This window comes from Streptomyces sp. NPDC050610, from assembly GCF_040654875.1.
Lineage (GTDB): Bacteria > Actinomycetota > Actinomycetes > Streptomycetales > Streptomycetaceae > Streptomyces.
In genome coordinates this window covers 94,694-114,055 of the sequence record NZ_JBFAIV010000011.1, presented here as the reverse complement: position 1 = coordinate 114,055, position 19,362 = coordinate 94,694, and the positions used below count along the sequence as shown (strand labels likewise).

Below are 19,362 nucleotides of genomic sequence, written 5' to 3'. Positions count from 1 at the left end.
CCCGTGCCACAGCGCCTGAGAGCCGCCGCTACTCGGCGCGCTCGACGGCGACGCGGCGGCGCGCGTTCCCCGTGACCACGACGATGCCCGCGGCCGTCGCCTCGTCCAGGGACTTGCCGCCCGACAGCCAGGCGTGCAGGGCGGAGGCGTAGGCGGCCGGGTCGGTCGGGTCAGGACGCCCCATGGGGTCGGGTGCGCCGGTCAGGTGAACGAGGTCGCCGTCGCGGGTGCGTGCGGTGCAGCGGCCCGGACCGGTCGCGTACACGGCGAGCGCGCAGTGCGGGTGGCGGCCGAGGACCTCCGCCGTCCAGGCGGCCGGCGGACCCAGGCGCGGGTCGTCCCGCGGCGCGTACCGCACGACGACGTCGGCGAGCCGCAGCCGGTCGGTGTCCTGGGCGTCCTCGTGCACGACGGTGTGCGCGGCGTCCGTCTCCGTCTCCGGGGCCGCGTGTACGGGCTCGTGGGCCGGGTCGGCGTAACGGGTGACCGCGATCTCCGGCGGCCCGGCGCCGAGCAGCCGGGTCAGTACGCGCAGGGGCGCGGTGCGCTCGGCCGGTTCGTACGGCGGGAGCGGCAGCCGGTCGAGGAGGGCCGGTCCGGCGGGCTCGGGGATGCCGATGAGGCGGTAGAAGGCGCGGCGGAGCAGCGTGGCCGACTCGCCGGGGTCGGATGTGGTCTGAGACGCCAACTCCGCGTAGCAGTCCGGGTGATGACGGGTCATTGCGTTTTCTAGTTGGGCGCGTAGATCGCCGTGGCCGCGCAGTCTTGGCGCGGTGCGACCCAGGGCGGCCACGGGGGAGTCCGGATCGAGATCGGCGTCGGCGAACGCGCCCAGCAGGACGGGGGTGCCGAGGGCGGCGGCGTAGAAGGTCACCGAGCCGTGGTCGCCGAGTACGCAGTCGGCCGCGATCAGTGCCTGGCGCCAGCCGTCCAGCGGAGATATGAGGGTGAGCCCGGCGCGGCGCGCCCGGTCCAGCCAGGCCCGTACTTGCCCGGGGCCGTGGCCGTACCAGATGTTGGGGTGCAGGACGGCGACCGTCCGGTACTCGTCGGCGGGCAGTTCGGCCGCCAGCCGGGGGAGCAGCGAGGGGAGCAGGTCGCCGCCGTCGTCCGGGTGGTCTTCCCTGGCTGTGCGGTGTTCTTCACCCGTACGGTCCTGCCTGTCCGCGCGGTCTTCTTCGCCGTCACCGAAGAGCGACCGCGGCGCCCAGGTCGAGTTGACCAGGATCAGCCGCTGACCGGGGGCGACGCCGAGCGCGCGGCGGAAGCGGTCGCGGAGCGGGAGGGCGTCGAGGACCCGGTCGTAACAGGGGTCGCCCGCGAGCACGGCGGTCGGGGCGGCTTCGGGGCAGGCTTCGGTCAGGCGCGCGAGCTGTTCGGGGTGGGACAGGACGGTCGCGGACGCGATAGGGCGGCCGTTGTGCAGCGACCACTCGGGGGAGAGCCCGAAGACGGGCGGACGCGGGGGCGGCCGGTGTCCGGTGTCCGGTGTCCGGTGTCCGGTGTCCGGTGTGGAGAGCCTCTTATTGTAGCCGACTCCGTGCGACAGAACGGCCAACTTCCCCTGTAGAAGCTCCAGTTCGCCGCCGTAACTCGCCGACACCGCGAGATCCACCGGCGTCGCCTTCGCCTGCTCCCACGGCAGCACCGGAAGCCCCGCCGCCGCCAGCAGCTCCGGGACCCCGGCGAGGAAGGGCGACGACCCGGTGCACGTGGCCAGCATCTGCACCCGCAGGTCGTCGCGGAACAGCGGTAGCACATCGAGCAGCCGGGTCGCCGAGGTCACGTTGTGCACGACGAAGAGCACCATCCGGCACCGGCCCCGCGTCACCCACCGCGCCGCGTCGCTTCCGACCGGCACCCGCAGTCGCAGCCCCTCAGCAGCCACCCGCCACTCCCCCCCCCCGCCGCACGCAACCGTCACTGAATCAAGAACGCCGCGCGATGGTACCTCCCGCCGCTCGCGCCGGTCCCGGCGGCGTAGGCACAGCCGCACGGCTGTGCACGGGAGTATGTACGGGCGCCGGACCGGGGCGGCGCGGGCCTGGCGGAGCCCGTCGAGCGGGCCGCCGCGCATGAGGCTGGTCTCCCCTCATCAGGACCCTTGGGATCGGTTATCTAGGCTGGCGCGGTGACTGATGAGCAGGAGCGGGGGCGGCCGTCGGGAGTGTGGGCCACGGCGGTGGGGGCGGCCAGGGTGCGGGCGCTGGAGACCGAGCGGGAGAACGCCCTGTTCCGTGATCCACTGGCACGGGCTTTCGCCACCGCCGGCGGCCTGTGGCCCTCCTCGCCGCCGCCCGATGACGAGGCCGCGCGACGCCGCCGGCTGGCCGTGTCGTTCTCCATCGTCATCAGGACGATGTTCCTCGACGACCTGTTGCGGCAGGCCTCCGCTTCCGGGGTCCGGCAGGTCGTGCTCCTCGGCGCCGGTATGGACAGCCGGGCCTTCCGGATGGACTGGCCCGAGGGCACCCGGCTGTTCGAGGTCGACACCGCCGCGCCGCTGGACTTCAAGGCTTCGGTGCTGCGCCAGGAGCGGGCCGTCGCGCGCTGTGAGCGGATCGCCGTCGCGGCGGATCTGCGTGAGGACTGGCCAGGCGCGCTGGCCGCAGCAGGGCACGACCCGGCGGCGCCGACCGCGTGGATCGCCGAAGGGCTGCTGATCTATCTGCCCGAGGACGCGGTGGAACTGCTGCTGGCCCGGATCGGCGCGCAGTCGGCGGCAGGCAGCCGGATGGGGCTGACATTGGGCTCGCGCGGCGCGGTCGAGCGCTTCGGCGCGGACGCCGCGCCGGGGTCGGCGGCGTCCATGTGGGTCTGGGAGATGCCCGACGACCCGGTGGGCTGGCTGGCCGGGCACGGCTGGGAGGCCGACAGTCACACCCTGCGCGAGCGCGCTGCCGCCTACGGCCGCCCGATCAGTACCCCGCCGCAGCGCGAGGAGCGGCCCGGCGGATTGATCTCGGCGGTCCGCCGGTAGAGAGCTTCCCGGCTGAAGCATCTGGTCGAGCCCGCCGAGGCCGTCGCCTGTCTCTGCGGCTCGCGCAGTTCCTTCGCCACCGGCGCTTCGCTGGCCATGGACGGCGGCTGGACCGCGCACTGAGCCGCCCCGCCCCGCGCGCGTCGCCGAAACCGGGCCTCGGCTCGTCCGGGAAGGCGGTCCTCGCCTCGTACGACGGTCTCAGCGGCATCCCCGGGCGGTGAGGGAAAGGCGGCGATGGAAAGGGCGGCGACGGGAAATGGATCGCCTGCGGCGGGGGCCATTGCGATCATGAACGGGTCGTACCCGTCCTCCGAGGAGCCTGATCCGCCATGTCTGCCGTCTCCCCACTTCCCGCCGACCCCACCGTGGTCCATCCGATGCCCGGACAGCCGCGCGTGGTGCTGCTCAAGCCGCTGGTCACGTCTCCGCTGATCGAGGTGGGGGAGTTCTCCTACTACGACGACCCGGACGACCCGGAGGCGTTCGAAACGCGCAACGTGCTGTACCACTACGGGCCGGAGAAGCTGGTCATCGGGAAGTTCTGCGCGCTGGGCGAGGGGGTGCGGTTCATCATGAACGGCGCCAACCACCGTATGGACGGGCCCTCGACCTTCCCCTTCCCGATCATGGGCGGTTCCTGGACCGACCACTTCGACCTCATCACCGGGCTGCCCGGCCGAGGTGACACCGTGGTGGGCAACGACGTCTGGTTCGGGTACCGGACCACGGTCATGCCCGGCGTCCGGATCGGCCACGGCGCGGTCATCGCCTCGGGTTCCGTGGTCGTCGACGACGTGCCGGACTACGGCATCGTCGGCGGCAACCCGGCCCGGCTCATCCGGCGCCGCTTCGACGACGCGACCGTCGATCGGCTGCTGTCGCTCGCCTGGTGGGACTGGCCCGCAGAGCACATCACCGAGCACATCCGCACCATCATGTCCGGGAACGTGGAAGCTCTTGAGGCCGTGGCGCCGGGACGCGCGGAGGGCCGGTAGCCCCGCCGTTCCCGCCGTTCCCGTCGCTCGCGTCCCAGCGGCCGGTCGTGAGACGTCCGTAGGCGACTGTCGGCCAGTTGCCAGTTGCCCGTAGGCGGCTGCCGGTCAGTCGTCAGTCGCCCGTAGACGGCTGCCGACCGGCCGACAGCCGCCCGTCATTCGCCCGTCAGTTGTCCGTGAGTTGTCCGAAAACCTTGACGGGGGCTTGGTCTAGTCCAATCATGTGAGTCGCTTCACGAGCCGGGCGGTCCGCATCGGGCGCAGGCCCGCCCGGCCACGGAAGCCGGTTCCTCCCGTACGTCCAGTACCGCTGTCCCGCGCGCAGCCGACCGGCCGTGCACAGGGCAGCGGCGGCGCGCCGCACACGCGCCGTCCCACCCACCGGGAGTATGCATGAGACGTTTCAGACCGCTCCGGACCTGCCTCACCGCGATGGCCACGCTCGCCGCCTCGGCGGGTCTGGCCCTGGGGGCCGGCGGGACGGCCCACGCGGCCACCGCCCTGCCCCCGCACGTATTCGCGCCGTACTTCGAGGCGTACAGCAACGACAGCCCCGCCGACCTCGCCGCGAAGTCCGGGGCGAAGTACCTGACCATGGCGTTTATACAGGCCGCCACCAAGGGCTCCTGCACCCCGTACTGGAACGGCAACCAGTCCCAGCCGGTCTCGCCCGAGGTCTTCGGCCCCGACTTCACCACCATCCGCTCGCGCGGCGGGGACGTCATCCCGTCCTTCGGCGGCTACACCGCGACCCACGAGGGCACGGAGATCGCCGACAGCTGCACGGACGTCGACGCGATAGCCGCCGCGTTCGAGAAGGTCATCACCACCTACGACATCCCCCGCATCGACCTCGACATCGAGGACAACTCCCTCACCAACAGCGCCGGCATCGACCGCCGCAACAAGGCCATCAAGAAGGTGCAGGACTGGGCCGCGGCGAACGGCCGCTCCATCCAGTTCTCGTACACCCTCCCCACGACGACGAGCGGCCTCGCGGACAGCGGACTGGCCGTCCTGCGCAACGCGGTGAGCAACGGCGCCCGCGTCGACGTCGTCAACCTCATGACCTTCGACTACTACGACGGCGCCACCCACCAGATGGCCCTCGACACCCAGCGTGCCGCCGCCGGGCTGCACGGCCAGCTCGCCCAGCTCTACCCCGGCAAGAGCCCCGCACAGCTGTGGGGCATGATCGGCGTCACCGAGATGCCCGGCATCGACGACTACGGCCCGGGTGAGACGTTCACCAAAGCCGACGCCGCCACCGTCTACAACTGGGCTGTCGAGAAGGGCATCAACACCCTCTCCTTCTGGGCGCTCCAGCGTGACAACGGCGGCTGCCCCGGCACCGGCGGCTCCGACACCTGCTCGGGCATCGAGCAGGACACCTGGTTCTTCAGCCACGCCTTCGCACCGTTCACCGGCGGCGGGCCCGCCGCCGACGACTTCTCCCTCGGCACGGCGCCCGGCTCCGCGACCCTGCCCCAGGGCGGCTCCGCCACCGCGACCGTGAACACCGCCGTCACCAACGGCACCGCCAAGCGCATCGAACTGACCGTCCAGGGAGCCCCGGCCGGCGTCACGGCCACCATCGATCCGACGAGCGTGACGGCGGGCGGAACGGCCAAGCTCACCGTCACCACCGCCGCGACCGCCGTCCCCGGCACCTACCCGATCACGGTCAAGGGCACGGCCGGGGCCGTCAGCCACTCCTCCACGTACACCCTGACCGTCACCGGTCCCGGCGGCGGGGGCACCCCGGCCAACGGCGGCTTCGAGACCGGCGGCCTCGGCCCGTGGACCTGCCAGCCGGGCGGCGCGGTGGTGGACAGCCCGGCGCACTCCGGCAGCCACGCGCTGCGCGTCTCGCCGACCGGGAGCCAGACCGGCGAATGCGCGCAGACGCTCACCCTGAACCCCAACACCCGCTACAACCTGACCGGCTGGGTGCAGGGCGGCTACGCCTACATCGGCGTCAAGGGCGAGGCCACCGCGAGCGCCTGGTCCGCCGCCACTGCCTGGACCAAGCTCACCGTCCCCTTCACCACCGGGGCCACCGGCACGGTCACCGTCTACACCCACGGCTGGTACGGGCAGAACAGCGTGTACGCGGACGACTTCGCCATCAGCTGACGCCGCGTCGCTCCGCGTACGGGGTCGACTACGTACGTATCCGGCCCGCCCTGACGGCGGTCAGGGCGGGCCGCATGTGGGGCTGCGCGCAGGGCCGCATGCGGGGCCCGGGCGCGGGCGCAGGTGCGTGCGGGCCGGAGCCAGGCGTGTCGGGCGGATGCCTGGACGTGCGCCGGGCCGTACGCCCGTACCGGCGGCGGCGTCGTCGTTACGGGCCGGGCCGGGCCGCGCCGGGCGTGCGGCCGAAGCGTTCGCCGAAGACCCGTGTGAAGTGGGCCTGGCTGGCGAAGCCCCAGCGGTGGGCGATCTCGGCGACCGTCAGCCGGCGGGAGCCGTCGTCCGCCAGCTGCTCGCGGGCCCCGGCCAGCCGCAGTTCGAGGATGCGGCGGGACGGGCTCACCCCGGACGGCTCGAAGATCCGGCTCAGTTGCCGGGCGGACACCCCGATCGCCTCGGCCACCCGCCCGGCGCTGAGCCCCGGATCGGCCAGATGCCGGCCGATGTAGTCCTCCGCCACGGCCAGCCGCGACGCCCGCCCGGCCGTCGCCGCACCGCCGCCCAGCCGGGGACCCGCCAGCGAACGGACCAGGTCCAGCACGATGGCCGCCGTGGCGGCCGGGTCGCCCGTACCGCCGCGCGCGGCCCAGTCCGCCAGCACCGAGCGCAGCGCGGAGACCAGCGCGCCCTCGGCCGCCGACCGCCCGCCGAACAGCAGCGGCGTCGGCACGCCCCCGGCTGCGCAGCTCTCCGTGAACACCTCGCGCGGGATGTCCACCAGCAACTGCCGCATGGCGCACGGGAAGCCGAAGAGATACGAGCGCCGGGTGTCGTAGAGGACCAGGTCGCCCGCCGCCGGGGTGAGGCAGCCGCCGCCGTGGAAGAAGACGCCCTGGCCGGACACCAGCAGGGAGGCGAAGACCGAGTCCTTGGGCAGCGCCCGGCAGGTCTTCGCGGTCCGCTCGATGACGTGCTCGTTGCCGGTGATCTCGGCCAGCCGCAGCCCGCCGAGCCGGAAGTTGGTCTGCCGCGCCACGAGGCCCTGCTCGGAGTACGGCGAACACGTCAGACCCACCAGGGCCCGCCGGTTGTAGTCCTCCCACAGCTCGACCCGGTCGGCCGGGTCCACGGACTGCGTCGAGACAGTCGAGACAGTCGAGACGGCCGATACCGTCGACGCTGCCGGTACGGCCGGGACCGCGGGGGTGGTGTGCTCGGGCATCGGGGGCCTCCTTGCCGTGCGCCTGCCCGCCGCGTGAGGCGCGTACGTGCCCCGTGGCTCCCGCGCCCGGTCCGGGGCAGCCGCAGCGTAACGCCCGGCGCGGGCCACGGCCAGCACTCCGGGCCGCGCCCTTGAACGGCCGGGCGGCTCTTCGGCGACGGCCGGGCAGACCATGCCCCTCCCGGTCGGCGGGGGCTCCCGCACGCGTGAGGCGGCCCTGCCGGTCGATCATCCCGGCCGGCCGCTTCTCATACGGCCGCCTCTCATACGGCCGAGTAGCCGCCGTCGACCGCGAGGACGGCCCCGGTCACGTACGCGGCTGCCGCCGAGCACAGGAACGCGATGACCGACGCGACCTCGCGCGGCCTCCCCAGCCGCCCGAGCGGGAGGCGGGAGAGCACCGCCCGCGCCGCGTCCGGATCGTCCAGGACGCCTCGGGCGAGCGGGGTGGTGACGAAACCCGGTGCGACGGCGTTGACCCGGATGCCGTCGGCCGCGTACTCGGCGGCCAGGGACCGGGTCAGCTGGGTTATGCCGCCCTTGCTCGCGCTGTAGGCGGGCCGGTCGCGGCTGCCGAAGAGGGCGAACATCGACGAGACGGTCACGATGCTCCCGCCGCCCCGCGCGAGCAGCGGGCGGGCCGCCTGACAGGCCGTCATGGTCGCGTTCAGGTTCACCGCCAGTACGTGGTCCCAGGCCCCGCGCCCGTACTCCGCGCGGTCCCGGCTGACGCCCGCGCAGGAGACCAGGCAGTCGAGGCGGCCGCACTCGGCGACCCGGCGGGCGAACCCGTCCCGGTCGGTGACGTCCTGTTCCACGATGCGGACGCGTTCGTGGCGGGGCAGTTCACGAGGGGAGACGGGCGGCAGACCGAGCGCCCGTACCTCCGCGCCCAGTTCGGCGAGGAGCACGGCCGTCGCGGCGCCGATGCCCGAGGTGCCGCCGGTGATCAGCACGCTCCGGCCGGCGAAGGAGTCCGGGGCGAAGGAGTCCGGAGCGAAGGGGCCGGCCATCGGGGCGGACGAGTCCGTCGTCGCGTCTGTCGCCGCATCCGTCGTCACGTCCGTCGTCGCGTCGGTCATTGCGCGGGCTCCGGTCCGTCGGCGGGGGAGAGCCGGGCGGCGGTCGGTCTCACCAGGATCTTGATCTGCCCGCCCGGCCCCTGGGAGAGCGGGCGCAGACCGTCGGCGACCACGTCGTCGAGCGCCACGGTCGAGGTCACCACGGGCGTGAGGTCCACGCCGCCCCGCCCGACCAGGCGGATGAGCTCGGGGTAGGTGTCGCGGTAGCCGACGCTGGCGATGATGGACTGCTCGTTGTTGACCAGGGCGTAGGCGTCGAGCCGCACGTGGCGGCCCAGGCCGACCAGAACGACCCGGCCGCCGCGCCGCGTCGCGGCCAGGCAGGTGCCGAGCGCGTCCTCCGACCCCACCACCTCGAACGCGACGTCGACGCCCTCCCCGCCGGCCAGCTCGCGAATCGCCGCGCCGGCGCCGTCCGCGCCGCCCGCCCGTCCGGCGTCCACCGTGTCGGTCGCACCCAGCCGTGCCGCCAGCTCCAGCCGGTCCGGGGCGACATCGGCGGCGATGATCCGCGGCACGCCGCGCTCGGCCGCGAGCCGTACCGTCAGCAGGCCGATCGGGCCGAGCCCGACGACCGCGAGGGCTGCGGGAGCGGTCCCGGCGCGCCGCAGTGCGTGCAGGGCGACCGAGGCGGGCTCGAAGAGCGCCGCCTGCTCCAGCGGGACGTCCGGGGGGAGCCGGTGCACCATATAAGCGGGCAGCGCGGCGAATTCGGCCAGGCCGCCGTCGCCCATCAGACCGGCGAAACCGAAGTGCCGGCAGATGTTGTACTCCCCGGCCCGGCAGCGCGGGCAGTCGCCGCACCGGTAGTGGGGTTCGACCGCCACGCTGTCGCCCACGGCGAGACCTGCCACGGACGGGCCGAGGGCCGCCACGGTCCCGCAGAACTCATGGCCGAGTACGAGCGGGGCCTTCGTGCCGGACGCGGGGTGCGGCGCGGCGACGGGGATGGCGTGCGGCCCGTCGGCGTACTCGTGCAGGTCGCTGCCGCAGATGCCGCAGTACGCGACCGCCACCAGGACCTCGCCGGGGCCGGGTTCGGGCACGGACCGCTCGACGACGCGGACGTCCCCCGGCCCGTACCAGACCGCGGCACGCATCCGCCGCCCGCCCGGCCCGCTGGAGCCCTGGCCGGGACCAGGGGCAGGGGCAGGGGCGGAGTCAGGGCTGGGGCCCGTGTCCGTACGAGCGTCCTCGTCGCCCGTATCCGCGCCCCCGGCCGTACGGGCATCAGCGTCGTCCGTATCCGGGTCCGGGGCCTTACGGGCATCCGCGCCCGTACCCATACCTGTACCCGCCGCCGTGCTTTGGGCGCGGGCCGCCTCCCTGGCCGCCCGTCGCTTGAGCACCTCCGGGGCCGTCTCGCGCAGGCCGAAGGAGAGCAGCACCACGAGCACCGCGCCGCCCGCGGAGATGAACATGGCGATCTGCGGTCCCCAGGCGTCCGAGGCGCGTCCGGCGATCACCGGGGCGAGGAACCCGCCCGCCAGTTCGCCGGCCCCCATGACGAGTCCGAGGGCCGTGGCCAGCGAACCGCGGGGCACTGTCTCGGCGGGGATGGTGGCCATGATCAGGGTGAAGCAGCCCAGGCCGGTGTAGGTGAGCACCACGACCGCGCCGAGCACCAGCGGTCCGTCGAGGTACACCACGGCGAGCGGACAGACGGCGGCGACCGCGCTGAAGAGGATCATGGTCTGCCTGCGGCCGATGCGGTCGGAGATCGCCGGAGTGACGAAGCCCCACAACACCCACGCCACGCCGAAGCAGGTCATCACGCGGCTCATGGTTCCGGCCGAGAAGCCCTTGACGTCCTGGAGATAGGTGGGCGTGAACGTGATGATGACGATGAACCAGGTCAGATAGCAGCAGGCGGCCAGCACGCACAGCACGATGTTCCTGTGCCGCAGCAGCTCCCGTATGGAGAGGCGGTCGCTGGCCGGCGCGGCGGTGGCGGACACGGAGGTGTCCGACACGCTGATGTCGGGCGCGGTGGCGTCGGGCGCGGCGGCGACGGGCGCGGCCGGTGCGCGGGGGCCCGGCGGCCGTTCCCGTACGGACCGCCCGATCCAGGCCGCGACGAGCAGCCCGGGGACGATCGTCAGGAGGAACGCCGTCCGCCAGCCGTAGTGGCCCGCGACCCACACCACGGCCAGCGGCGAGAGGATGCCGCCCAGCAGTCCGGCCGAAGAGCCTTGGAGCAGCCCCATGTTCAGGCCGCGGCGCTCCGCCCGTGACGCCTCCACCATCAGCGACTGTGACAGCGGCAGGACAGCGCCCTCCGCCACTCCCATGAGCGCCCGGGCGAGAAGCAGGCCCGCGAACCCGGTGACCAGCCCGCCCGCCGCCGAGAAGCAGGAGAAGAGCACGACGGCCGTGATCAGGAGCGGTTTGCGCCGGCCGAGCTTGTCCGACAGCCGGCCGCACAGCAGCCCCGACAGTGCCCAGGTGAGCGCCAACACGCCGGACAGTGTGCCCAGTTGGGTGTTGGAGAGGTGAAAGTCATCGCTGATGAAAGGGGCCAGGAAGGACAGCGCCTGCCGGTCGAAGAAGACGAAGCCGAAGGCCAGGAAGAGAATCAGCAGCAGCCTGTTCTCGTACGCCCGGGCCGCGCCGTCCGGCGGCGGGGACGGCGTCCGGGTCATCGGAACAGCGAATCGACGTGGTCGGCGCCGAGGCCCACCCGCTCGTAGTGGGCGCGGCACATGGCGATGTAGTCGTGGACGTCGAAGTACCCGGCGCTCTCGCCGTTCTCGTCCAGCCAGATCAGCGGACCCTTCACGATGAAGAGCGTCTTCATCGGCTCGCCGCTGTCGTACGACACCAGGGTGTGGCCCTCGCCCGGCGCCTCGTACACGAAGTCGCCGGCGCGCGCGGTCCAGGGCCGTTCGAGGTAGCCCCAGGTGCCGGAGATCGTGTACGCGAACACCTCGTGCGGGTGGTAGTGCCGGTTGACCAGCCCGGCCTCCCGCGCCCGCAGGATGTCGGCCCAGGAGTTGTCCTTCACGTTGATCCACAGCGGCCGCGAACCGACGGTCTCGGTGAACGGCACGTAGTAGCGGTCGTCGTCGGTGGCCGCCTGGGCGAGATAGACCTCGGGCAGTGCGTCGGGTTTGAAGGAGTTCCGGATCGGCTTGAGGTCCTTCCAGAACTCGTTGCCGGGCGCCTCGGGCATGGTGGGCTCCGCTCCGTCGTTCGGTATTCGGTTCCGGGGGCAGGTCTCGGGTCTTGTCCGGGGACGTGGTCCGGCCCCAAGTCCGGTGCCAAGTCCGTTGCCAGGCAACGGCTTCGGCCCCGAGTTCGGCCCCGGATTCGGCAGTGAACCCCGGCGGCGCGGCCGTGTCTTTCCTCAGGCGGACATCTCCGCTTGCCTGTTCGGGACATGCGCCGCCGCGACGGCGGGGGCGAGGGTACGAGTGGTGGTGCCGCGAGGGTGGGCCCGGCCCGGCGGCGCGGATCGTGTCGCGGCGATGGTGGGACTGCCTACCGACGGACGGCGAGGCCGCGCCCCGGCGGGCGGCGATCTCGCACCCACTCCGGCCGACGGCGATCTCGCACCCACCCCGGCCGACGGCGAGGGCCGCGCCCCCCCGGCAGACGGCCGGCCGCCGTCTGCCGCCCCGAATGCCCCCGAGCAGCCAGTCAGAGCCCCGCCGTGATCCTCTCCGCCGCCTGCCGCACCAGCGGGGCGAGTCGGGCGGCGCGGGCACGGCCCAGCCGGGTGGAAGGAGCGGCGATCGTGACCGCGGCGACGCAGTTGCCCAGCCTGTCGCGGATGCCGACGCCGATGCCCTGCACGTCGGTGACGCTCTCGTCGAGGTTGAGCGCGTAGCCCCGGCGGCGGCAGGCCGCGAGGTCGGCGGCGAGCGCGTCCACGTCGGGGAGGGTGGCGGGGGTGAGCGGGGCCAGCCCGGTGGGGTAGCGCATCCGCAGCGCCTCCGGTGACAGCTCGCTCAGCAGCGCCTTGCCGCCGGCCGTCGCGTAGGCCGGTACGTGATCGCCGGTGCGCTGGGCGACGCGCAGCTGCTGCGAACTCTCCACGCCGTCAAGGAAGAAGGAGTCGGGCCCGGCCAGCACCAGCAGATTGGTGGTCTCCGCGGTCGCGTCGCGCAGCCATTCCAGCTGGGGGCGGGCGACGCGGATGAGATCGCGCTCGTCGCGGCCGGTACGGGCCAGGCCGGCCAGGGCGGGCCCGGGGCGGTAGCGGCGGCCGCCCGGCTCCTGTTCGACGAAGCCGTGCGCGCGGAGCGTGGAGAGCAGCCGGTGGGCGGTGGAACGGGCGACTCCCAGATGGTCGCTGACGTCGGTGACGCGTACGGACCCTTGCCCGCGCAGGTAGACGAGGGTGCGCAGGGCGTTGGCCACGGAGCTGGCGCCGTAGGCGTCGCCGGACGTGTTCGGCATAGCAGAAAGAGTACTGGGGGCCGTTCCGCAGGGCGAGCGGTACGACTTACAGTCGGGCCCGACGCCACCTGCCGACCCGCCGACATCAGAGGATTCCGCGCTGCGGAACACAGTGGAAGGCTTCGTCGGGCGGAGCGGTGCCGGCGCCGACCGGTCGTGCCGCATCGGACCGCCCCTCGCGACCGCCTCGCCCATCTGGAGACCCCCATGCAGGATGCCTCCGAGGACACCCTGAGCCCCGCACCGGCCGGCCGTCGGCTCCAGCCCTGGCACACGCTGTGGCTGCTGCTCCTCCTCGGCTGGACGGTGAGCGCCGCCGACCGGGCCGTGACCGGGCCCGTCGTCACCTGGATGATCGACAACGGCGTCGGGTTCCTCGCGGACGCGCGCCACCCGCACGCGCTCGGCGGCCTCATCGGCGGCCTGTTCTTCGCCGGCTACATGCTCACCCAGTTCCCCGGCGGCTACCTCGGCGACCGCCACGGCCACCGCACGCTCATCGTCGTCAGCCTGGTGTGGGCCGGGGTGGCCACCATCGTCACCGGACTCGTGGGCGGCCTCGTCACGTTCATCGTGCTGCGCGTCGTCACCGGCCTCGGCGAGGGCGCGTTCTACTCCAACGACCGCACCCTGATCACCGCGGTCACCCCCGAACGCCAACGCAGCCTGGGCATGGGCGTGGTCATCACCGGCCTCGCGCTCGGCATCACCGTCGCCACCGTCTTCACCCCCCACTTCATCGGCCTCGGGAAGCAGGTACTGCCCCGCGCCGAGGCCTGGCGGATGGCCTTCTGGATCCTCGGCGTCGCGACGCTCGCCGTGGCCCTCCTCCTCGCGGTGCGCTTCCGCGCCCACCTGCGCGCACGGAACGTGGCCCGCGCCGCGCTGCGGCTCGCCGGGTACTCCGCCGTCTCCCTGGTTCTGATCATGGCCGTCTACCTGCTGGGCGACCGGGCGGGCATCTCCGACCTGTGGATCGCCCTGCTCGAAGTCGCCCTCGCCGTCGCCCTGGTGCTCCTCGCCCTGTTCCGCAAAGGCACCGAACTCGGCCCGGTGCTCAAGAACCGCGACCTGAACCTGATCTACCTCGCCAACATCGCGATCCTGTGGAACCTGTGGTTCTTCAGCTTCTGGTCGGTGTCCATCGTCGCCGGAGCCGCCCACTCCTCGTTCATGAGCGCCGCCCTCACCGCGGGCTTCAACGCGGGCGCCGGACTCCTCGGTTTCCCGGCGGGCGGCTGGCTCTCGGACCGCACCCGGCGGCGCGGCTGGAGCCGCAAGTCCGTGATGCTCTCCTGCACCGGCGTCCAGGCCCTGCTCACCGTCGCCTTCGCCTGGTACCTGACCGCCGCCGCCCGCCCCACCCTGTGGATCATGGGGCTGCTGCTGTTCACCGCGAGCCTGTTCTTCAACGCCCTCCAGCCCGTCGGCCACGCCTGGACGGCCGAGATCGCCGAACCGCGCATGCGCGGCTCCGCCTTCGGCATGGAAAACCTCATCGGCGAGATGGGAGCCGTCCTCGCCCCCGCCGTCGGCGGCGCGCTCCGCGACCGCACCGGCGACTGGACCGCCGCCCTGTGGCTGGACGCCGCGATCGTCGCCGCCGGCTTCGCCCTGCTCTCCGCCGTACGGGCCCGCACCCCGCTCCGCACCGCCGAAGCGCCCGCCGCCACCGTGCCCTGAACCCCGAGGCTCCCCCCGAACCGCCTCCGGAAGGAGGACCCCTTGCGCACCGTACGAGCAGCGGCCTTCGACGTCATGCGCCGCCACAACCTGACCACCGTCTTCGCCAACCCCGGCTCCACCGAGGTGCCGTTCCTCGCCGACCTGCCCCAGGACCTGCGCTTCGTGCTCGCCCTGCACGAGGGCTCCGTGGTCGGCGCGGCCACCGGCTGGGCCCTCGCCCGCGACGAACCCGCCTTCGTCCTGCTGCACACCACCGCCGGCCTCGGCAACGCCGTCGGCGCACTGGCGACGGCCCGCGCCAACCGGGCCCCCATGGTGGTGGTCGTCGGCCAGCAGGACCGCCGCCACCTCGCCCAGGAACCCTTCCTCGCCGGCCGGCTGGAGGGGCTCGGCGGCGACTACCCCGTGGGCGTCGAGACACCGCCGCGCGCCCAGGACGTGCCCGGCGCCATCGGCCGCGCCGCGCACACCGCCCGTACCGGCCGCGGCCCCGCACTCGTCATCGTCCCCATGGACGACTGGAGCGCGACCGCCGAGGACCTGCCCCTCCCCGCACCCGCCCTGCTGCGCCACGGCGCCTCCGCCGACCCCGCGGCCGTACGGGAAGTCGCCCGGCTGCTCGCCGGGGCCGCCGCCCCCGCCCTCGTCGTGGGCGCCGGCGCGGACGCCCCCGGCACCTGGGAGGCGCTCACCGCACTCGCCGAGCGGCTCTCCTGCCCGGTGTGGCAGGAGTCCTTCGGCGCGCGGGCCGGATTCCCCCAGGACCACCGGCTGTTCGCCGGGCACCTCCCCGCCGACCGCGTCCGGCTGCGCGACACCCTCGCGCCGTACGACCTGGTGCTGGCCGTCGGCGCGCCCGTACTGCGCCAATCCCCCTACCACGGCGGCCCCTTGGCGCCGAACGGCACCCGGTTCGCCCTCGTCACCGACGACCCCGAGGAGGCGCGGCGGGCCACCGCGGAACTCGCGGTGATCGCCCCGCTCCCGTCCTTCTGCGCCCAGTTGGCGGCCCACGTACCCGAACGCACCCGGGCCCCGGCGCCACCACGCCGCGAGCCGCCGCCACAACCGCCGCGCACAGGAGAGCCGCTGCGCGCCGCCCACGTCCTGGCGGCCCTCGCCGAGCGGCTGCCCGCCGACACCGTGCTCGTGGAGGAGACCCCCTCCAGCCGCCCGGACCTCCACGACCTCATACCGGCCCGGCGACCGCTCGGATTCCTCAGCGCCGCGATGGGCGGCCTCGGCTTCGCACTGCCCGCCGCGATCGGCGTCCGGATGGGCGCGCCCCGGCGGCCCGTGGTCGCGGTGGTCGGCGACGGCTCGTCGCTCTACCAGGTGCAGGCGCTGTGGACCGCCGCGCACTACAGCGTGGGCGTCGTCTTCGTCATCCTCGCCAACGGCCGCTACGCGGTCATGGACCGGCTCGCCGAGCACCACGGCGGCAAGGCCCCCTGGCCCGCCTTCGACGGGATCAGCGTCAGCGGCATGGCCATGGCCCTCGGCTGCCCCGCCCGCACCGTCACCGGCCACGACGCCCTCATCGGAGAACTCGACGCGCTGCTGCCCGCTCTGGCCGACCGGACCGAACCGCTCGTCCTGGAAGTCGCCGTGGCAGCCGACGCCGTCTTCCGGCCCTGACCCCCGCCCCGCACCGCCCACCAAGGAGTGATCCACATGTCCCTGCTCGATCCCGTGCTCTGGTCGGCCCGGATCAACATCGGCGGATGGACCGAGGCCCACGGCGGCGACGCGCCCGTCACCGAGCCCGCGACCGGCGCCGTGCTGGAACGCGTCGGCGCGGCCGACGCCACGGACATCGCCCGCGCGGCCGCCCGCGCCGCCGAGGCGCAACGCGCCTGGGCACGCGCCCCGTACACCGAACGCGCCGCGGTGCTGCGCCGGGCCGGCGACCTGTTCACCCGGCACGCCGGGGAGATAGAGGACTGGATCGTCCGGGAGGCCGGCAGCGTCCGCGGCAAGGCCGGGTTCGAGACGGCGACGGCGGCGCAGGAGTGCTACGAGGCCGCGGCGCTCGCCTCCCGCGCCACGGGCCAGGTCCTGCCGTCCGCGCAGCCCCGGCTGAGCCTCGCCCGCCGCGTGCCCGCCGGCGTTGTCGGGGTGATCGCGCCGTTCAACGTGCCGCTGGTACTCGCCATCCGGTCGGTGGCCCCGGCCCTGGCCCTCGGCAACGCCGTGGTCCTCAAGCCCGACCCGCGCACCGCCGTCAGCGGCGGCGTGGGGCTCATGCGGGTATTCGAGGAGGCCGGACTGGAACCGGGGGTGCTGTCCCTCGCGCCCGGCGGCGCGGAGGCGGGCGCCGCGCTCGTCGCCGACCCGCACGTGCGGATCGTCTCCTTCACCGGGTCCACGGCGGCCGGCCGCGCGGTGGGCGAGTCGGCGGCCCGCCACCTCAAGCGCGCGCACCTGGAACTGGGCGGCAACTCGGCGCTGATCGTGCTGCCGGACGCCGACCTCGAACGCGCCGTGTCCACCGCGGCCTGGGGCTCCTTCTTCCACCAGGGGCAGGTCTGCATGACCACCGGCCGCCACCTGGTGCACGAGTCGGTGGCGGCGGAGTACACCGAACGGCTCGCGGAGAAGGCCGCGCACCTGCCGGTGGGGGACCCGGCCACCGCGAAGGTCGCCCTCGGCCCGGTCATCGACGCCGGGCAGCGCGACAAGATCCACGCGCTGGTGACGGCGAGCGTGGCCGCCGGCGCCCGGCTGGCCGCGGGCGGCACGTACGAGGAGCTGTACTACCGCCCGACCGTGCTCGACGACCCGACGGGCGCCTCCCCGGCGTACCGCGAGGAGGTCTTCGGCCCGGTCGCGCCCGTACGGCCCTTCGCCACCCTCGACGAGGCGGCCGCCCTGGCGGCGGACAGCGAGTACGGGCTGTCGCTGGGCATCCTCACCCGGGACGTCATGCGGGGCCTGGAACTCGCCGAACGCATCCCGACCGGCCTTGTCCACATCAACGACCAGACCGTGGGCGACGAGGCCGTCGTGCCCTTCGGCGGCGTGGCGGCCTCGGGCACCGGGGCCCGCTTCGGCGGCGAGGCCAACATCGAGGCGTTCACGGAGACCCGCTGGATCACCGTACGGGCGACGCAGGCCGAATACCCCATGTGAACCCGGACCGGACGGGCGGCCTCCGCCCGCCCCGGCAGTCATTTCCGCGCCCCGCCCGCACGGAAGCACGTACGGAGCGTACGGAGCGGCCTCATCGGGCGCGGCGAAGCGGCGCGATCGGCGATTGCCACTGTCCGGGCGGCGCGCGAAGCTGACACGACCACAGGGGACCGAAAACGACCGGAGGCGACGCTTTCGATGGCGACCGAGGATACGGACAGCCGACCTGAACCGCCGCCGGGCGTCTACCGCATCGACCCGGACGCGTCGGCGATCCGCTTCACCACGCGCGCGATGTTCGGGCTGTTCCCGGTGCGGGGCGCCTTCGCCGTCGACCACGGGCAGATCTCGATCGCCGAAGCCGACGCCGAGAGGGATTCCGAGGTGGAGGCGGTGATCCGCGCGGCCAGTTTCGCGAGCGGCGTCCGGAGGCGGGACGAGCACGTACGGTCCGCCGACTACCTCGACGCGGCGGCGCACCCCGAGATCCGCTTCCGCGGCCGGGGCGCCGAGCGCGGCGCCGGGAAGACCACCGTGCACGGGGAGCTGACCGTACGCGGCGTCACTCAGCCGATGGCGTTGACCCTCACGACCGTGGCCGCCGACGGCACGCGGCTGACCGTCGGGGCGACGGCCGTCGTCGACCGCTACGCCTTCGGCGTGACCAACGCGAAGGGCATGACGGGCCGCCGCCTCGACATCGCTCTCGAAGTCGTCGCCGTGCGCTGACACTTGACTCCTCAGTGACGACCGCCGGGACCGCTGGGGCCAGTGGGATCGGCGGCGGAGCGGGAAACGTGTGGATGGCTCAGGCCGGGGCGCTGTTCACCGAGAACAGGGCCCGGAACGGGTCGCGGAGCGTCGCCTGCCGGCCTATCCCCTTCGAGGATTCGGCGGGCAGGGCCGGCGTGGCGCCGTGCTCGACGGCGGTGGCGACGGCGGCGTCGCAGTCCTCGACCGCGAAGTACGGGTGCCACCCTGGGGATATGCCGGCGCTCGCCGCCTCCGGGGGCAGCTGCATGATGCCGCCGTGGGCGGCCGCCAGCCCGCCGCCGCGCGGCGAGACCACGGTGTAGGCGGCGCCGCGTTCGAGTACGACGTCCTCCGTCTCCCAGGCCAGGACCGCGCTGTAGAAGCGCTTCGCCGCCGCCACGTCCGTCGTGTACAGCTGCGTCCACCACAGCGCGCCGGGGATGTCGACCGTACCGAGCACTCCGGTACGGCCGGACTCCCGGACCGCGAACCGCGCGTGGTCGGGGTCGCTGAACCCGGCGGCCGCGCAGCCCCCGCCCGTTTGGAGCGGCGCGAGGCGCACCGTGCCGCCGGCCCGTTCGACCGCCTCCGCCGTCGCCTCGACGTCCGCGCAGCGGAAGGACAGCGTCCAGGTGGAGCCCGTGCCCTCCTCGGTGAGCGGCCCGGCCGCGGCGGCCTCCCGCCCGCCGAGCCGGAAGACGCCGCGCCCCTCCGCCTCCGGCTCCTCGAAGCCGAACTCCCAGCCGAACAAGGCCCGGTAGAAGGCGGCGGCCGCCTCGACGTCGGGGGTCGCGAGGTCGACCCGGACCGGTGCGCCGAGGGCGTGATCAGTCGTCAGCATGAGCTTTTCCTCCGACCTGTCGGTGGTGGACGAGGCGGTGTGCCGAGCGGTTCCCAGCATGGCAGGGGGGACTGACAACGGCCGTTCCCAGCAGCCCCTCCGAGCCCCCGGTCCCTCCGCTCGCCCGCCACGCG

General features: G+C 73.8%; 14 protein-coding genes and 1 pseudogene. 8 read left to right on the top strand and 7 right to left on the bottom strand.

Going from position 1 to position 19,362, the window contains the following annotated elements; genetic code table 11:
- Window positions 1–28 precede the first annotated feature (28 nt).
- A complete protein-coding gene (locus AB0I22_RS16275; RefSeq protein ID WP_363131517.1) occupies window positions 29–1,810 on the bottom strand; it encodes a hypothetical protein in 1,782 nt (593 codons plus the stop codon).
- Between the two features lie 357 nt (window positions 1,811–2,167).
- Between AB0I22_RS16275 and AB0I22_RS16270 the strand changes: the two genes are divergently transcribed.
- From AB0I22_RS16270 to AB0I22_RS16255, 4 genes and pseudogenes are all read left to right on the top strand, one after another.
- Window positions 2,168–2,980 (top strand): class I SAM-dependent methyltransferase, encoded by an 813-nt coding sequence (locus tag AB0I22_RS16270; RefSeq protein WP_363131516.1) that lies wholly within the window; start codon window positions 2,168–2,170, stop codon window positions 2,978–2,980.
- Window positions 2,981–3,103 (top strand): annotated as a pseudogene (locus AB0I22_RS16265) (3-hydroxybutyrate dehydrogenase); the annotation flags it as partial.
- 209 nt (window positions 3,104–3,312) lie between these two features.
- On the top strand, window positions 3,313–3,978 hold the full coding sequence (locus AB0I22_RS16260) for a CatB-related O-acetyltransferase (RefSeq protein WP_363131425.1): 666 nt from the start codon (window positions 3,313–3,315) through the stop codon (window positions 3,976–3,978).
- A 393-nt stretch (window positions 3,979–4,371) separates the two neighbouring features.
- Entirely contained in the window at window positions 4,372–6,114 is a 1,743-nt protein-coding gene (locus AB0I22_RS16255; RefSeq protein ID WP_363131424.1) for a carbohydrate binding domain-containing protein, read from the top strand.
- Window positions 6,115–6,322: 208 nt separating this feature from the next.
- Here the strand turns inward: AB0I22_RS16255 and AB0I22_RS16250 are convergent, their stop codons facing one another.
- From AB0I22_RS16250 to AB0I22_RS16230, 5 genes are all read right to left on the bottom strand, one after another.
- The gene (locus AB0I22_RS16250; protein WP_363131423.1) at window positions 6,323–7,333 is read right to left on the bottom strand and encodes a helix-turn-helix domain-containing protein; all 1,011 of its coding nucleotides are present in this window, start codon (window positions 7,331–7,333) and stop codon (window positions 6,323–6,325) included.
- A 263-nt stretch (window positions 7,334–7,596) separates the two neighbouring features.
- The gene (locus tag AB0I22_RS16245) at window positions 7,597–8,415 is read right to left on the bottom strand and encodes an SDR family NAD(P)-dependent oxidoreductase (protein WP_363131422.1); all 819 of its coding nucleotides are present in this window, start codon (window positions 8,413–8,415) and stop codon (window positions 7,597–7,599) included.
- Entirely contained in the window at window positions 8,412–11,057 is a 2,646-nt protein-coding gene (locus AB0I22_RS16240; protein ID WP_363131421.1) for an MFS transporter, read from the bottom strand. The genes AB0I22_RS16245 and AB0I22_RS16240 overlap by 4 nt, the downstream gene beginning before the upstream one ends.
- A complete protein-coding gene (locus tag AB0I22_RS16235) occupies window positions 11,054–11,587 on the bottom strand; it encodes a 2,4'-dihydroxyacetophenone dioxygenase family protein (protein WP_363131420.1) in 534 nt (177 codons plus the stop codon). The genes AB0I22_RS16240 and AB0I22_RS16235 overlap by 4 nt, the downstream gene beginning before the upstream one ends.
- Window positions 11,588–12,054: 467 nt before the next feature.
- Window positions 12,055–12,816: an IclR family transcriptional regulator gene (locus AB0I22_RS16230; protein WP_363131419.1), complete on the bottom strand. Its 762-nt coding sequence runs from the start codon at window positions 12,814–12,816 to the stop codon at window positions 12,055–12,057.
- Window positions 12,817–13,023: 207 nt separating this feature from the next.
- Here AB0I22_RS16230 and AB0I22_RS16225 point away from each other — a divergent pair, with 207 nt between their 5' ends.
- From AB0I22_RS16225 to AB0I22_RS16210, 4 genes are all read left to right on the top strand, one after another.
- On the top strand, window positions 13,024–14,499 hold the full coding sequence (locus tag AB0I22_RS16225) for an MFS transporter (protein WP_363131418.1): 1,476 nt from the start codon (window positions 13,024–13,026) through the stop codon (window positions 14,497–14,499).
- Between the two features lie 42 nt (window positions 14,500–14,541).
- The gene (locus tag AB0I22_RS16220; protein ID WP_363131417.1) at window positions 14,542–16,140 is read left to right on the top strand and encodes a thiamine pyrophosphate-dependent enzyme; all 1,599 of its coding nucleotides are present in this window, start codon (window positions 14,542–14,544) and stop codon (window positions 16,138–16,140) included.
- A gap of 36 nt (window positions 16,141–16,176) precedes the next feature.
- A complete protein-coding gene (locus AB0I22_RS16215; protein ID WP_363131416.1) occupies window positions 16,177–17,634 on the top strand; it encodes an aldehyde dehydrogenase family protein in 1,458 nt (485 codons plus the stop codon).
- Between the two features lie 198 nt (window positions 17,635–17,832).
- Window positions 17,833–18,363 carry a YceI family protein gene (locus AB0I22_RS16210; protein WP_363131415.1) on the top strand — a complete coding sequence of 177 codons (531 nt, stop codon included), beginning with the start codon at window positions 17,833–17,835 and terminating at the stop codon, window positions 18,361–18,363.
- A 79-nt stretch (window positions 18,364–18,442) separates the two neighbouring features.
- Here the strand turns inward: AB0I22_RS16210 and AB0I22_RS16205 are convergent, their stop codons facing one another.
- Window positions 18,443–19,228 (bottom strand): VOC family protein, encoded by a 786-nt coding sequence (locus tag AB0I22_RS16205; RefSeq protein ID WP_363131414.1) that lies wholly within the window; start codon window positions 19,226–19,228, stop codon window positions 18,443–18,445.
- Between the last annotated feature and the right edge of the window lie 134 nt (window positions 19,229–19,362).